Consider the following 14,524-nt stretch of genomic DNA (forward strand, 5'->3'; position numbering starts at 1 on the left):
GGGCGATTGGCAAATCGCCCTCACAAAACAAAACATTCTCAGTCACACTCCAAAATGCAAATAAAAAGAGGATATCTTTTGTTAGACATCCTCTTTTTATTGTTACTGAGCAGCCTATTAGAAAAACAATAGGCACTTTATATTACTTATTTTGCTCCTTTTTTACTGTTATAACTGCTATGCATTAGCTGCAAATTCATTTTTTAATCCTCCCATAAGCATCTTTCTCATATCTTCACGACTAATTTCGTGTTTTTTTTCTGCTCTTGCCCTATCAATCATTGTAAAATACTCTTTCTCAGACATTGAAGAATCATCATCTTCTTCTAAAATATCTTTAACCATTAGATTTACATCAGTATTTCCCTTTATAGAATGTCTGTTTTCTCTCATCTCTACAAAAGCCTTATGGGTTTCCTCATTAGGAATAGATTTTTCTGTAGGGATAGTTTTTTTCTTATTATCTATTGGGGAAGTATCTAAAATAGTAGTTTTTATTTTAAGTTTTTCAAATAGATGTTGAATTATAGGAAAATCTGCATTACTAATAGTTGCTTGTATAGTTATCGCATTCATATCTCTATGTTTTTTGCAAAGATAATATATATTTCAATAAAAACAAAATCTTACACTAAATTTAGCCGCCCCGCCAATTCCACCTCGCTCCACCAATTCAAAATTCAAAAAATAACTTCGGGAATACTACCTCTACAGGTTTCTTTACTAAGAAAATCTTAAGCGTAGCCCACAAAAAACCTACTCCATAACTAAAAAATTGTAGCAATACAGCCCATAAAGTAAGTGCTCCTATTACCAAACTCCTATTTTTTAGCGCACTATCTATATAAATAATCGTAAAATACCCCATATAACACCACCAAAAGAAGCTAAACCCCATAAAAAGTGCTGTTATAGCTACCAAAAAACCTATACTGAAGAGCGTAGGAAACCAAAAAGTAAGTTTGCGTGTGTGGGGGTGCCAATAGTTCAGTATGGCACGCGTTTGCCCAAATTTATTCACTTGCACCCTGAACTTGCCCCACGAAATACGCCTTTTGTGATAAACGTAAGTATTGGGAATAAAAGCTGTCTGAAAACCAGCGCCCCACAAGCGGATGACCAAATCGGGGTCTTCACCAGGGTGTATATGCTTAAAGCCCTTCGTAGCTTCAAAAGCTTGGCGCGAAAGCCCCATATTGAAGCTGCGAGGCTCAAAACGCTGTATGCGGTGTTTGTTGCCACGTATGCCCCCTGTGGTTAGCAAAGAAGTCATAGCATAATTTATCGCCTTTTGAATATCCGTAAATTGAGCATTGGCTGCATCAGCCCCGCCAAAGCAGTCCACGTAGTGGTTTTGCAAGTAAGCGTCTACTGTAGCCAAGTAGTGCGGAGGCACAATACAGTCAGAATCTAAGATGATAAAATAGTCGTGTTTAGCCCGCTGCATACCGTAATTACGCGAATCCCCAGGACCCGTATTTGCTTTGCGGTAATAGCTGATGTTCATTAAAGGGTAGCGCAAGCATATAGCTTCTAAGGGCTGCGGCGAACCGTCATCTACTACCACCACTTCAAAATCATCATTGTATTGTTGCGCTGTCAAACTTTGCAAAAGCTCATCAAGCTCATCAGGACGGTTATAAATAGGAATGATAAAACTATACTTCATTGTTAAACTATTGTTAATTTTACACCTTGTTGTAACATACACGCCATTTTACTCGTATAATAGGCAATGTAAGACCAATAAGAGTCTTATTTAAAAGTACAAATTTAAATATTTTTTCTGAATGAGGCAATTAAAAATCACAAAACAGGTAACAAACCGCGAAACTGCATCACTTGATAAGTATTTACAAGAGATAGGCAGGGTAGATCTTATTACTGCTGATGAGGAGGTAGAATTGGCACAACGCATCAAAGCAGGCGATAATGCAGCATTAGAAAAGCTCACAAAAGCAAACTTGCGCTTTGTAGTATCAGTAGCTAAACAATACCAAAACCAAGGACTTACCCTCCCCGACCTTATCAATGAGGGAAACTTGGGACTTATAAAAGCGGCTCAACGTTTTGACGAAACTCGTGGCTTCAAATTCATCTCCTATGCCGTGTGGTGGATACGCCAATCCATACTACAAGCGTTGGCAGAACAATCGCGTATTGTACGTCTTCCGCTCAATAAAATTGGCTCTATCAACAAAATCAATAAGATGTATGCTTATTTGGAGCAGGCTAACGAGCGTGTTCCTTCGGCTGAAGAAATTGCTAAAGAGCTGGATATGTCGGTAAACGATGTAAAAGAATCGATGAAAAACGCAGGCAGACATATCTCTATGGACGCTCCTTTGGTAGAGGGTGAGGACTCTAACCTTTATGATGTGATACGTAGTAATGAATCACCCAACCCCGATAAGGAGTTGATGCTCGCCTCATTGCGTACCGAAATAGAACGCTCTTTAGAAACCCTTACCCCTCGTGAGGCTGATGTGTTGCGCTTGTATTTCGGGCTTGGCGACCAGCACGCTATGACGCTTGAAGAAATAGGTGAAACATTTGACCTTACCCGCGAACGTGTGCGCCAAATAAAAGAAAAAGCCATACGCCGCTTAAAACACCCTTCACGTAATAAAACCCTTAAATCTTATTTGGGAAGCTAAACAACCACCTTTATGAACTATCATTGGGATTTCAAACCGTTACCACCCTCGCAAATAATTGATACTCTTCGCCAAATAGGCTTTAAACCGCCTTTTGATACTTTGTTGGCACTGCGTGGCATTAGCACGTGCGATGAGGCTTATCAGTTCTTGAACCCTTCATTACAACTGCTGCACAATCCTTTCCTAATGAAGGGTATGCAACAAGCAATTGATAGAATACAGAAAGCTATTGCTGCCCAAGAGCGTATCCTCATTTATGGCGATTACGATGTTGATGGCACTTCGGCTGTCTCGCTAATGTACCGCTACTTCAGCAAGCACACTCCTCACTTTCTTACGTATATCCCCGACCGCTATACAGAGGGCTATGGGGTTTCTTTTCAAGGGATAGACTATGCCGCTGCTCAAGGCTGTAACCTGATTATCGCCTTAGATTGTGGCATCAAAGCAGTGGATAAAGTCGCTTATGCTACCCAAAAAGGCATCGATTTTATTATTGCCGACCATCACCGCCCTTCCGATGACATTCCCGATGCGGTTGCTGTTCTCGACCCTCACCAAGCTGATTGCCCATACCCTTACAAAGAACTTTGTGGTTGCGGTTTGGGCTTCAAAATAGCACAGGCTTACCAGCAACACATTCAGCAACCCTTTGAAGAACTCCTCCCGCTACTCGATTTGGTAGCCATAGCCACTGCTGCCGATATTGTCCCTATGACGGGCGAAAACCGCATCCTGATGCACTTCGGTTTGCAACAGCTCAACACTCAGCCTTCCGAAGGGGTAAAGGCGCTTTTTGGGCAACATCAGGGGGATATCAACACTAGTGATGTGGTTTTTAAAGCAGCGCCTCGTATCAATGCAGCAGGGCGGATTGAAAAAGGTATTTATGCAGTAAATCTTCTTACTGAAAATAATAAAAAAGAGGCTATCGATAAAGTGAAATTTATTGATAACCTTAATCAAGAACGTAAGGAATTGGATACTACTATCGCTGCCGAAGCACTGGCGGCTATTGAAGCTAATAACGAACAACAGCGTTATACTACTGTGGTGTTCAATCCGCAGTGGCATAAAGGGGTTATTGGTATTGTTGCCTCACGCCTTATAGAACATTATTATCGCCCTACGGTGGTTTTTACCCAAAGTGGTGATAAATACGCTGCTTCGGCACGCTCGGTAAGTGGTTTTGATATTTACGAGGCTTTAGAACAATGCCAAGACTGTATAGAGCAATTTGGCGGACATACCTATGCGGCGGGGCTTACACTTCGCCCCGAACAATACCCGCTCTTTAAAGAGACTTTTGAACGGGTAGTAGCTCAAACCATTCCCCCCGATTGCCTTACACCTAAACTGCTTATAGATACTTATTTGCCTTTGCAACAGCTCAGCCTAAACTTATATAACAACATAAAACGCTTTGAGCCTTTCGGTCCTATGAACCTGAACCCTGTGTTTTACGCCAATAACGTAGTAGATACAGGCGTTGCTCAATGTATAGGCAAAGACAATAGCCACCTGCGCCTAAGCCTTCGCCAAGTAGGTACCCCCAAATTCTTCTCAGCCATAGGTTTCCATTTAGCCGATAAACTCCCTATAGTGCGCTCTGGTATTCCTTTCCAAATTGTCTATACTCTTGAAGAACAGTATTGGAATGGTATCAGAAGCTTGCAGCTGCAAATAAAAGATATTAAGCTTTAAGAGAACGTACCACACCTTCTATTACACTGTCTATAGTAGGCACATCGGCAATGGTGAGGTCTTGCCAAAAGTGTTGTGCCGTATCGGCAGTGGTGGTGCCTATACAAAATACCTTCTCGGTACGCACCAAATTGCAAATACAATAGCTTACAATTGCCGAAGGGCTGAAAAACAAGATAATATCGGGCTGCTCATCTATGATGCGCGGTGCAGGAACCGATTGGTAAGCTAATATTTCTTCTACATTGATAGCGTTTTCAGCAAAAAAGTTGGGAAGGGTAGGTAGCTTGCTGGTGCCTACAAAAAAAGCAATCTTCTCCATTTGCTGAAAGCGTGCTAAATCGGCTTTCATATAATCTACAAGCAAGGCAGCATAAGGCTCGCTGTGTTCTACCGTAAAGCCAGCTTCGGTAAGCAGTTCGGCTGTTTTTTGCCCTACACATAGCACAGGTACGTTTTTTAGCTTTTCAGCTTCGGGGTGTTGCAAGAAGCTATTCACAGCATTTTTGCTGGTAAATACCAAAGCACAATACGGAGGGTTTAGCTCCTTAATTTTTACAGGCAGTGTCCTGATAAAATCGTGTTCTACAATAGTAACACCTTGTGCCAATAGCGGTGCTTTTTGGGCATCGCTTAGTTTTTTTGTTGATAATACAATCATAATTGTTTTTATTGTTAATTTGTTATTTACCGATATGTAAAAAGCTGCCCAAGTATTTTAGGCAGCTTTGTTTTTTAGTAGGTTTAAAGAGGAGTCCCTTCTTTGGTTTTAAAACGATATTCTAAATAAGTATAAGCGTCTCGGGGTAACACCTTTATCCATCGCTTGTATTTTAAAAACCATTTAAAACGGATAGAGAACAGACCCTTAGTAATATAAGCCGCTATAAAAGGGTGTGCGTTCAGCACAATTTGCCCTTTATAGGCTTCCTCCTTAATAATGCTTTCAAGTTCTATGTTGATTTTATCAATCAGAACGATTGGGGCTTCTATTTCACCCTCTTTGCTTGGATTTTCTTCTTTGGTTTTAATGTTGAGTTCTTGTCGCACTCGTTGCCTTGTAATTTGTATCAATCCAAATTTGCTAGGAGGCAGTATTTTGTGTTTAGCACGGTCTTCAGCCATTTCATCGCGTAGGTGGTCAAATAGGATACGCCTGTTATCACTATTGCTCATATCAATAAAATCTACCACGATGATACCTCCCATATCCCTTAGGCGTAGTTGTCGTGCTATTTCGGTAGCTGCTATCAGGTTTACCGATAAAGCGGTCGCCTCTTGGTCGTTATTTTTATTGGAGTGGTTGCCGCTATTCACATCTATCACGTGCAGTGCTTCGGTGTGTTCTATCACTAAGTAAGCCCCTTTAGGCATTGATACTGTACGCCCAAAAGCAGTTTTTATTTGCCTTTCTATGTGAAACTTCTCAAATATAGGTACCGATGAGCGATAAAGTTTCACTATATTTTCCTTTTCGGGGGCTATTTCTTGCACGTATTTTTTTATTTGCTCATACAATTGTTCGTTATCTACTTGTATGGCAGTAAAGGTGTCGTTAAACATATCGCGCAATATTGCACCTGTTCTGTTCACCTCGCTCATTACCTTCGAGGGGTAAGTTGCTTTTTGGATTTTTCGGCACATTAAAACCCAACGATTGAACAAATTTTGTAAATCTTTGTCTAATTCCGCTACTTTTTTACCTTCGGCTACGGTGCGTACAATCACCCCAAAGCCTTTAGGCTTAATGCTTTGTAGTAACTTTCTGAGGCGTTCCTTCTCGGTACGGCTTCCTATTTTTTGTGAAATAGAAATGCGGTCGGAGAAAGGCACTAATACCAAATAACGCCCCGCAATAGAGAGTTCAGAACTGATGCGAGGTCCTTTGGTAGAGATAGGCTCTTTTACGATTTGTACCAATATAGGTTGATTGGGTTTCAGCACATCGGCTACAGTACCGTTTTTGTCAATATCGGGTTCTAAGGGAAAGTCCTTTAAGGAAAAGTCTTTTTGTTTGCCCGATATTACTTGTTTCAGGAACTTGAGTAGTGATGATAGCTGAGGTCCTAAATCGTGGTAATGCAAGAAAGCATCTTTTTCGTGCCCTACATTCACAAAAGCAGCGTTTAGCCCTTGTATAGGCTTGCGCACTTTTGCCAGCATAATATCTCCCACGCCAAGCCCATCGGTATCTTCTTCTTTGTGAAGCTCAATAAGCCTACCGTCACGCAACAAAGCAAAATCTATGTAAGAGGAACCAGAACGTATGATTAATTCTTTTTCCACTTTGTTGGATTTTTTTAGTTAATAAATCAAGGTACTTGTTATGGCATTATATTCACAATACTATGCTAAATAATACCGCTAATTTTAAGCAAGAAAAAGTAGTATTACACTACTTTTTCTTTTTGTGGCGATTAGCTCTCGCTCTTTTCTTACGTTTGTGGTTAGCCACTTTATGTCTTTTTCTTTTTTTTCCGCTTGGCATAACTTAATTATTTTTATATGATTATTAATTTACTTGTACTTTTTTCTTTACACCTTCTACAAACACTTTGGCAGGCTTGAATGAAGGTATGTTGTGTGCGGGTATTTTCAAGGTTGTATTTTTAGAAATATTACGACCTGTTTTTTCTGCACGGGTTTTGATTATAAAGCTTCCAAAACCTCTTAAATACACGTTTTCTCCTTTTTCTAATGAGTTGATTACCTCTTGCATAAAGTTCTCAACTGTTTGCTGAACTTCTGTTTTATCAAGACCCAATTTTTCTGAGATCTTTGATACAATCTCTGCTTTTGTCATAGTTATATTTTTATATATGTATATTCGTCTGTGGCAAAATCTTTTTTCAGGGTGCAAAGATAGTAATTAATTATTTAATAAACACTATGTTAGCATTTTTTTTTATCTTTTTTATCCCTTTATTTTTTCTGAAACATCGTAAATGATTTATATTCAGTTATTTACAAAATTCCATCACCTCTGCAAAATCGTCCCAAAAGTTGGGGTACGACTTGCTAACGACCTCTTTATCGGCTATCTGAAAATCGGTTTTTAGTAATAAGGGAGCAATAGCCATTGCCATACGATGGTCGTTGTAAGTGCTGATACTCACCCCTCTGCCTAATTCGGTACAAGGTGCTAATTGCAAAGTATCATCGGTGATATGTACGGTTGCTTGTAGCTTTTCCATCTCGTTTTTGAGTGCTTGCAGCCTGTCGGTTTCTTTTATTTTGAGGGTATGTAGCCCTGTAAGTGTTGCGCCTATGCCTAAGCCTAAGCAGGTAACTGCAATGGTTTGTGCTATATCGGGGGTATCGTTGAGGTGGGCTCTGTAATGGGTGGTGGTGGGTTGGCTTACTTTTTCGATGGTGATGGTTGTTCCTTCAAAATGAGTATGCACCCCTAAAGGTATGTACAGTTTTTGCAAGGCACTGTCGCCCTGCAAACTATCTTGCTTGAAATGAGAGAGTTTGAGTTTTGTTCCTACTTTGGAGAGTGCTACACAGCTGTACCAATAAGAGGCTGATGACCAATCAGATTCTACTTGCCAATGGTCGTGCAGCAGTTCATCGCAAGGCTTTACTATAATGGTGCGCTCATCTACAAACTGCGCCACATTTTCGCCCAGCATATATTGCAGAAAACGCACCGTCATTTGCAAATATGGCAATGAGGTGATTTCGCCTGTGAGGTTCAGCGTCAGTCCTTTAGGTAATGAAGGGGCAATGAGCAGTAGTGCCGAAGCGTATTGGCTACTTACATCGCCGCGCAAGCTCACTTGGCTGCCTTTTAAGGCTCGCCCTCTGATGCGTAGTGGAGGGTATCCTTCGTTTTGGGTATAAGTAATATCAGCTCCCAATGCCCTGAGTGCCTCCACCAATACGCCTATAGGGCGCTGGCACATTCGTTCAGAGCCCAATAAGGTAAGGTCTACCCCTCGTTGGGTAGCAAAATAAGCTGTAAGAAAACGCATTGCTGTTCCTGCGTGGTGTACATCAAATAGCGGACTCATATTGAGTAGTGCTTTTTGGAAGATGCGAGTGTCATCGGCAATAGCTAAGTTGCCGATAGTCATATCGGGGAAGAGTGCTTGCAGTAGCAGTGCGCGGTTACTTTCCGACTTAGAGCCTGAAAGCAATAATGATAGAGTGCTCATATTAATTATTTTGGAGTGCAAAGGTAATAAATATTTTTGATATGAAGGTGCGAGCTTTATCCTTCGGTGCGAGCCGTACGGGCTTATCCTTCGTCACATACTCGGCTGCGCCAGCTCGCCGACTTTCCTTCGCTCATCCTTCGCTCAACCTTCGCTGAAGGTTCGGAGGAAGCTCGGAGGAAGCTCGGAGAAACAGTGGAGGCAGGAGGGTGTATAGTTTGTACTTTTAAATGCTATAAATCAGCATATTACAATATGGAGGTTCGTTAAAATGAAAAAAAACATTGTTATTTAAAAAATATTTTATACTTTTGCAGCAAATTTTCTAAGAAAGAAGGTCTTGTAGTTCAACGGATAGAATAGAAGTTTCCTAAACTTTAGATCCAAGTTCGATTCTTGGCAAGACCACATTACCTTATAACTTTTATTGATGAAGGATCTAAACATATACATAGAAGAATTACTATATAAAAGCCAATGTGTGATTATACCTCGCTTTGGTGCTTTTATATCCAATAGAAAGTCGGCAACAATGGCTGATGACAAATCATTTGCCCCACCAAAACGCGAATTAACTTTTAACCCCAGCCTTAATTCTAATGATGGATTGCTCGTAAAATATGTATCGGAACAATCGGGCATAGACTATAACCTTGTTGAAGATTATATAAACCTTGCTGTAGAAGGCTGGAAACGCATTTTACAACAAAACCAGCCATTGGTGCTAGAAAAAATAGGCACTTTGCAACAAATAGGTGAAGGACGTGTTTCTTTCACCCCCGCAGATGATGTGAATTATCTTACCGACTCGTTCGGTATGACTCCTTTTATACCTCACGAAATCCCTAATGCGAGTATGCAAACAAATGAAATAAAACCCACACTTAACCCTAACCATAGCCTACCACCTGAAGAAGAAATGCCTTTGGTAGAAAGCCCAATCAGTCAGGATCTTACTCCCGAAGTTCCTGCCGACAAAGGCAAAAAAGCTAAAAAAGAAAAAAGTAGCAAAGGCGGCTTTAAGCTACGCCCTTATGTGAAATATACAGCTGTAGCTGCTGTAGGGCTACTTATCTTGGCTTATGGGGCTTACCTTTTCTTTGGCGAAAAGATAACTAAAGAAGGAGGCGAGGCTGATAACCAATTTGTAGTAAATGACAGCTTGGTGCAAGAACGCCTCAACCAAAAACTGAGTGAGGCTGGGGTATTTACGCCTCCCATTACGATGCCTACTGTGCCTATGCCTGTAGAAAAAGTAAAAGTAAAAACAAGTACTAATGCAGCTGCTACCGAAAGCAAAACTACTACGGCAAGTAGTGGTAGTACCGCATCGGCAGGTAGTAGCAATAGCGGTAGTAGTGCAGGAAGTGCAACATCGGCAGGTAGTAACAATAGCAATAATACTGCCGCTACTACAAGTGGTGGCAAGGGCAGTAGCAGTAGCAACAGTGCTATGGCAAGCAAGAAATACCAAGTGATAGCAGGGGCTTTTAAAGAAGATAAAAATGCCCAAAAACGCGTGAAAGAACTGCATAAATTAGGCTATAAATCTGCTTTTGTATTGGGGGTTAATGCTAAAGGACTGGTGCAAGTGAGCTATGGTGGCTTTGATACTATGGACGAAGCTAAAGCACTGCAAACTGAGATTAAAAATAATAAAGAGAAAAAGAAACTTGACGGTGGGTGGATACTCACACAATAAATATGGAAAAGAAAACACCTTCGGCATCACGCACTGTGATGACCGATTTGGTATTGCCTGGTGAAGCTAATCACCTAAACGCTATGTTTGGGGGCGAACTGCTTGCTCGTATGGATAGAGCAGCAAGTATTGCCTCACAAAGGCATTCGGGCTGCGCTACAGTAACAGTATCAGTAAACCACGTAGCTTTTACTCATAGTATTCCTGTGGGAAGTGTAGTAACCGTAGAGGCTGCGATATCACGAGCTTTCTCCAGCTCTATGGAAGTGTATATAGATGTGTGGATGGAAGATATGCACGGACAACGGCTAAAAGCTACTGAAGCTATATACTCATTTGTAGCGGTAGATCACAGTGGAAAACCTGTGAAAGTACCCGAACTATTGCCTGAAACTCCCTTAGAGCACGAACGCTATCAGGGTGCCCTACAGCGTAGGCAACTTAGCCTAGTGATAGCAGGCAAAATGAGCCCTCACGATGCTACCGAACTAAAAGCACTCTTCACCGAATTAGAAAGTGTAAAAGGCTAAGAAATCATACAATGACCCTATCGGAAGAAAACTATCTGAAAACCATTTTTCATCTGTACCAAGAGGAAAAAGAACCGGTATCTACCAATGCTATAGCCGAAAGATTGGCTACCAAACCATCATCGGTTACCGATATGATGAAAAAATTGGCTACCAAGAACCTTATTAACTACCAAAAATACCAAGGTGTAACACTCACCGAACGCGGGATGAAAAAAGCGACACTTATCGTGCGCAAACACCGCCTTTGGGAAGTGTTTTTGGTAGAAAAACTTCATTTCTCTTGGGACGAAGTGCACGATATAGCCGAAGAACTTGAACACATACAATCGGAAGTACTTATTGATAGGCTTGATGCTTTTTTAGGTTCACCAGATAAAGACCCTCACGGCGACCCTATCCCCAACAAAGAAGGTGTATTTTACAACACTATTAAAACTTTGCTAAGTGAGCTTGACAACGGCGATAGTGGTACTTGTGTGGCTGTGAAGAATACCTCAAAAGAATTCTTGGTGTATTTAAGCAAAATGGGCATTGCTTTAGGTAACGAAATAACAGTAGTGAGCAAAGAACCCTTTGATAATTCAATGACGATACGCATTAATGATAAGATAATACAACTCTCGGCAATGGTGTGCCGTAATATCTACATCAATTAAAATTATGAAGAAAGTATATATCACATTAGCAGCCCTGTTATTAATAGTAGCTACTTATTTTATCTATAAATATTACTTTGCAATCAATTTTGAAGAGGTAACTGTAGAACGTACTACCGAAAATTGTGAGGATAATTGTTTCTCTGTAAATCTTAACTACCTCAAATGTAAAGGAGCAAGCGAATTTGCTACTAACTTCAATAAAGAAATAGAACTGCAAATAGCTAATTTCTTACTCTGTAATGACGATGATTCATTGCAAATAGATGACGTGAGTATAGAAAAAGCTCTTGATAACTTTTTGAGTGATTATAACACCCTACACGAGCACTTCCCCAATATCCCTGCCTATGAGCTTACCCTCACCGATAGTATTATGTGGCAAAACGACAAGATGCTATCGCTCATCTCAAACCGCTATTCTTTTACAGGGGGTGCCGATGCTGTACAAAAAAAAGTGTACATAAACTTTGCTTTGGATAACGGTGAGGTAATCACCAATGAAAACCTCTTCACCGATGAAGATAAAGTACTCGCAATAGCCGACAAATACTTTAGAATAGCACACGATACTGCCCAAGTGGAATCTCTTGATGGTAAAGGTTTTGACTTTGAAGATGGCAAATTCCGCTTGCCTAAAAGCATAGGCGTAGGTAAACAAGGCGTATTATTGTTTTATGAACCTTTTGAGATTGCGCCTTACTTAGATGTACCTTTTGAGGTAGTTATACCAATGGAAGAGGTAGAAAAATACCTTACTTTTTCATCTAAATAAAAAACAATTCACGTGGAAGAACAACTAAATGACTTATATAACCAATTAACCAATTTAAACGAAGTAGAAGGACTACGCTTTTTGGCAGCTCAGTTTCCTGATGAGATAGTCTTCTCTACCAGCTTTGGGCTTGAAGACCAAGCTATTAGTCATTTGATACTCGCCAATGATATTCCTATAAAAATATTCACGTTGGAAACGGGACGTCTCTTTAGCGAGACCTATTCGGTATGGGAAAGCACCAATGAGCGCTACCATACCCATATTATACCTTACTACCCCGAAGCTCAGGCAATAGAAAAACACGTAAAGGATAATGGTCCTATGGCTTTTTATCGCTCAGTAGCCTTGCGCAAGGAGTGTTGCCATATTAGGAAGGTAGAGCCGCTTACACGAGCTCTCAAAGGCAACAAAGTATGGGTAACAGGTATCCGTGCCGAGCAAAGCAACGCCCGCAAAGATTTACCCCTATTAGAGTGGGACGACACCTACAAGCTCTTCAAATACAATCCCCTCCTACATTGGACGTGGCAACAAACCAAAGATTTTGTTAAAACGCACAATATACCTTACAACGTGCTGCACGACAAAGGCTTTGTGAGTATAGGCTGTGCTCCTTGCACACGCGCTATCAAAGAAGGTGAAGATTTCCGCGCAGGACGCTGGTGGTGGGAAAGCAATAGCAAAAAAGAATGCGGATTACACGAACATAAATAGATTATATCGTGAGAAACTACCTCCTTTTTTGCCTTAAAGCTACTAATCAGCACGGGGTACATTCTCCTTTTATATTTAGTTTTGTAACCCAATGCTTGTATAACAAACACTTAGTAACCCCTGCCGATTTTCCACAAACCACTTCGCTTACTACAAAGCAGTATACTTTATTACTGAAAAGTATCCGTTACTTTCAGCCCAAGCACATATTTACCGATGAGCCTTTACTGCAAGAAGCTATGACAGCTTCTGCCAACCTCAATACAACCCTGCAGCAAACCTTGTATGATTATCTCTTTATCAATGGCAATTACGCTACGTACGAACCTTTTTTAGGTAATATGCATAACGATAGCGTGTTGGTTATCAACGGGCTACAGCAAAAAAGCCGCTATGCCCTTTGGCAACAGCTCACACAAAACCCTCAAGTTACCGCCTTTGTTGATGTCTATACACAAGGCTTTGTATTTATTCGCAAGGAACAACTGCATCAAGGATTTACGATAAGGTATTAATACCATATAAAAAAACTACCCGAAAAAGCTATAAAACTTTTTCGGGTAGTTTTTTGTAGGCTTTTTAGCCAACTATTTTCCTAATAAATAAGCAAAAATAAGCGGAGCTACGATTGTAGCGTCAGATTCTACTATAAATTTAGGAGTATTGACGTCCAATTTTCCCCAAGTAATCTTCTCATTAGGTACAGCTCCTGAATACGAACCGTAGCTAGTGGTTGAGTCTGAAATTTGGCAGAAATACGACCAGAAAGGCACGTCTTCCCATTCCAAGTCTTGGTACATCATTGGCACAACGCAGATAGGGAAATCACCCGCGATACCTCCACCTATTTGGAAGAAGCCAACTCCTTTACCGCCTGAGTTTGCACGATACCACTCAGTAAGGTAAATCATATATTCTATACCTGTTTTTACTGTCGAAGCCTTTAGGTTGCCTTTTATCACGTTGGCAGCAAAGATATTTCCTGTAGTAGAGTCTTCCCAGCCTGGGCATACAATAGGCAAGTTTCTTTCAGCAGCTGCCAATATCCAAGAGTTTTTAGGGTCTATTTCGTAGTATTGTTCCAATACCCCCGATTTCACTACCTGATATAAATATTCGTGAGGGAAGTAGCGTTCGCCTTTGCTTTCAGCAGCGTGCCACACATCTTCCAAGTGTTTTTGCAAGCGGCGGAAAGCCTCTTCTTCAGGAATACAAGTATCTGTAACGCGGTTGTAATGACCTTCCAAAAGCTCCCATTCTTGTTGAGGTGTAAGGTCGCGGTAGTGAGGTACACGCTTGTAATGAGAGTGTGCCACGAGGTTCATCACATCCTCTTCAAGGTTTGCACCAGTGCACGAAATAATATCTACTTTTCCAGCGCGTATCATTTCGGCAAGCGATATTCCCAGCTCGGCAGTACTCATAGCTCCTGCCAAAGCCACCAACATCTTTCCACCTTCAGTAAGGTGTGTTTCATACCCTTTTGCAGCGTCCACTAAGGCTGCCGCATTAAAATGCAAAAAGTTACTCTCAATAAACTGAGAGATAGGTCCTTTACTCATCTTATCAATTATTAATTAGGTTGCAAATATAGTTATAATATTTCAATATACCAAA

At 40.8% G+C, this 14,524-nt stretch carries 16 protein-coding genes and 1 tRNA gene; 10 read left to right on the forward strand and 7 right to left on the reverse strand.

Features of this window, described 5'->3' with window-relative positions; genetic code table 11:
- Positions 1–188: hypothetical protein (locus HMPREF9075_RS13865; protein ID WP_009415997.1), on the forward strand; the 188-nt coding region annotated here is incomplete at its 5' end.
- On the opposite strand, the gene HMPREF9075_RS07895 is transcribed toward HMPREF9075_RS13865, so the two are convergent.
- The gene (locus HMPREF9075_RS07895; RefSeq protein WP_009415998.1) at positions 178–576 is read right to left on the reverse strand and encodes a hypothetical protein; all 399 of its coding nucleotides are present in this window, start codon (positions 574–576) and stop codon (positions 178–180) included. The two genes, HMPREF9075_RS13865 and HMPREF9075_RS07895, sit on opposite strands and share 11 nt — an antisense overlap.
- A 97-nt stretch (positions 577–673) precedes the next feature.
- Positions 674–1,669, reverse strand: a complete 996-nt coding sequence (locus tag HMPREF9075_RS07900) for a glycosyltransferase family 2 protein (RefSeq protein WP_009415999.1) — start codon at positions 1,667–1,669, stop codon at positions 674–676.
- Between the two features lie 121 nt (positions 1,670–1,790).
- On the opposite strand from HMPREF9075_RS07900, the gene HMPREF9075_RS07905 reads away from it, so the two are divergent.
- Together HMPREF9075_RS07905 and recJ are read left to right on the forward strand one after the other, a co-directional pair.
- Entirely contained in the window at positions 1,791–2,657 is an 867-nt protein-coding gene (locus HMPREF9075_RS07905; protein ID WP_009416000.1) for an RNA polymerase sigma factor RpoD/SigA, read from the forward strand.
- 12 nt (positions 2,658–2,669) lie between these two features.
- Positions 2,670–4,364, forward strand: coding sequence for a single-stranded-DNA-specific exonuclease RecJ (recJ, locus tag HMPREF9075_RS07910; RefSeq protein ID WP_009416001.1), 1,695 nt, complete (start codon positions 2,670–2,672; stop codon positions 4,362–4,364).
- On the opposite strand, the gene HMPREF9075_RS07915 is transcribed toward recJ, so the two are convergent.
- From HMPREF9075_RS07915 to HMPREF9075_RS07930, 4 genes are all read right to left on the reverse strand, one after another.
- Positions 4,354–5,025: a uroporphyrinogen-III synthase gene (locus tag HMPREF9075_RS07915; protein WP_009416002.1), complete on the reverse strand. Its 672-nt coding sequence runs from the start codon at positions 5,023–5,025 to the stop codon at positions 4,354–4,356. The two genes, recJ and HMPREF9075_RS07915, sit on opposite strands and share 11 nt — an antisense overlap.
- Positions 5,026–5,108: 83 nt before the next feature.
- On the reverse strand, positions 5,109–6,650 hold the full coding sequence (locus HMPREF9075_RS07920) for a ribonuclease E/G (RefSeq protein WP_009416003.1): 1,542 nt from the start codon (positions 6,648–6,650) through the stop codon (positions 5,109–5,111).
- Positions 6,651–6,876: 226 nt separating this feature from the next.
- Positions 6,877–7,173 (reverse strand): HU family DNA-binding protein, encoded by a 297-nt coding sequence (locus HMPREF9075_RS07925; protein ID WP_369797066.1) that lies wholly within the window; start codon positions 7,171–7,173, stop codon positions 6,877–6,879.
- A 151-nt stretch (positions 7,174–7,324) separates the two neighbouring features.
- Positions 7,325–8,524, reverse strand: a complete 1,200-nt coding sequence (locus HMPREF9075_RS07930; protein WP_009416006.1) for a 3-phosphoshikimate 1-carboxyvinyltransferase — start codon at positions 8,522–8,524, stop codon at positions 7,325–7,327.
- 336 nt (positions 8,525–8,860) lie between these two features.
- Between HMPREF9075_RS07930 and HMPREF9075_RS07935 the strand changes: the two genes are divergently transcribed.
- The 7 genes from HMPREF9075_RS07935 to HMPREF9075_RS07965 all read left to right on the forward strand — a co-directional run bounded on the left by HMPREF9075_RS07935 (position 8,861) and on the right by HMPREF9075_RS07965 (position 13,422).
- Positions 8,861–8,932: transfer RNA gene (locus HMPREF9075_RS07935), tRNA-Arg, on the forward strand.
- 22 nt (positions 8,933–8,954) lie between these two features.
- The gene (locus HMPREF9075_RS07940) at positions 8,955–10,226 is read left to right on the forward strand and encodes an SPOR domain-containing protein (RefSeq protein ID WP_009416007.1); all 1,272 of its coding nucleotides are present in this window, start codon (positions 8,955–8,957) and stop codon (positions 10,224–10,226) included.
- Positions 10,227–10,228: 2 nt separating this feature from the next.
- Positions 10,229–10,756: an acyl-CoA thioesterase gene (locus HMPREF9075_RS07945; RefSeq protein ID WP_009416008.1), complete on the forward strand. Its 528-nt coding sequence runs from the start codon at positions 10,229–10,231 to the stop codon at positions 10,754–10,756.
- Positions 10,757–10,767: 11 nt separating this feature from the next.
- Positions 10,768–11,415 carry a metal-dependent transcriptional regulator gene (locus HMPREF9075_RS07950; RefSeq protein ID WP_009416009.1) on the forward strand — a complete coding sequence of 216 codons (648 nt, stop codon included), beginning with the start codon at positions 10,768–10,770 and terminating at the stop codon, positions 11,413–11,415.
- Positions 11,416–11,419: 4 nt separating this feature from the next.
- A complete protein-coding gene (locus tag HMPREF9075_RS07955; protein ID WP_009416010.1) occupies positions 11,420–12,190 on the forward strand; it encodes a DUF3298 and DUF4163 domain-containing protein in 771 nt (256 codons plus the stop codon).
- A 12-nt stretch (positions 12,191–12,202) separates the two neighbouring features.
- A complete protein-coding gene (locus HMPREF9075_RS07960; RefSeq protein ID WP_009416011.1) occupies positions 12,203–12,907 on the forward strand; it encodes a phosphoadenylyl-sulfate reductase in 705 nt (234 codons plus the stop codon).
- Between the two features lie 8 nt (positions 12,908–12,915).
- Positions 12,916–13,422, forward strand: coding sequence for a hypothetical protein (locus HMPREF9075_RS07965; RefSeq protein ID WP_009416012.1), 507 nt, complete (start codon positions 12,916–12,918; stop codon positions 13,420–13,422).
- A gap of 72 nt (positions 13,423–13,494) precedes the next feature.
- On the opposite strand, the gene HMPREF9075_RS07970 is transcribed toward HMPREF9075_RS07965, so the two are convergent.
- Entirely contained in the window at positions 13,495–14,469 is a 975-nt protein-coding gene (locus HMPREF9075_RS07970; protein WP_009416013.1) for a deoxyhypusine synthase family protein, read from the reverse strand.
- Positions 14,470–14,524 lie beyond the last annotated feature (55 nt).

The organism is Capnocytophaga sp. oral taxon 332 str. F0381 (assembly GCF_000318275.2).
Classification (GTDB): domain Bacteria; phylum Bacteroidota; class Bacteroidia; order Flavobacteriales; family Flavobacteriaceae; genus Capnocytophaga; species Capnocytophaga bilenii.

What these genes read in the sequence shown, in the direction of transcription:
- HMPREF9075_RS07915 (WP_009416002.1), bottom strand. Translation starts at nt 5,025, where the DNA reads ATGATTGTATTATCAACAAAAAAACTAAGCGATGCCCAAAAAGCACCG.
- recJ (WP_009416001.1), top strand. Translation starts at nt 2,670, where the DNA reads ATGAACTATCATTGGGATTTCAAACCGTTACCACCCTCGCAAATAATT.
- HMPREF9075_RS07950 (WP_009416009.1), top strand. Translation starts at nt 10,768, where the DNA reads ATGACCCTATCGGAAGAAAACTATCTGAAAACCATTTTTCATCTGTAC.
- HMPREF9075_RS07930 (WP_009416006.1), bottom strand. Translation starts at nt 8,524, where the DNA reads ATGAGCACTCTATCATTATTGCTTTCAGGCTCTAAGTCGGAAAGTAAC.
- HMPREF9075_RS07940 (WP_009416007.1), top strand. Translation starts at nt 8,955, where the DNA reads ATGAAGGATCTAAACATATACATAGAAGAATTACTATATAAAAGCCAA.
- HMPREF9075_RS07895 (WP_009415998.1), bottom strand. Translation starts at nt 576, where the DNA reads ATGAATGCGATAACTATACAAGCAACTATTAGTAATGCAGATTTTCCT.
- HMPREF9075_RS07970 (WP_009416013.1), bottom strand. Translation starts at nt 14,469, where the DNA reads ATGAGTAAAGGACCTATCTCTCAGTTTATTGAGAGTAACTTTTTGCAT.
- HMPREF9075_RS07955 (WP_009416010.1), top strand. Translation starts at nt 11,420, where the DNA reads ATGAAGAAAGTATATATCACATTAGCAGCCCTGTTATTAATAGTAGCT.
- HMPREF9075_RS07945 (WP_009416008.1), top strand. Translation starts at nt 10,229, where the DNA reads ATGGAAAAGAAAACACCTTCGGCATCACGCACTGTGATGACCGATTTG.
- HMPREF9075_RS07905 (WP_009416000.1), top strand. Translation starts at nt 1,791, where the DNA reads ATGAGGCAATTAAAAATCACAAAACAGGTAACAAACCGCGAAACTGCA.
- HMPREF9075_RS07900 (WP_009415999.1), bottom strand. Translation starts at nt 1,669, where the DNA reads ATGAAGTATAGTTTTATCATTCCTATTTATAACCGTCCTGATGAGCTT.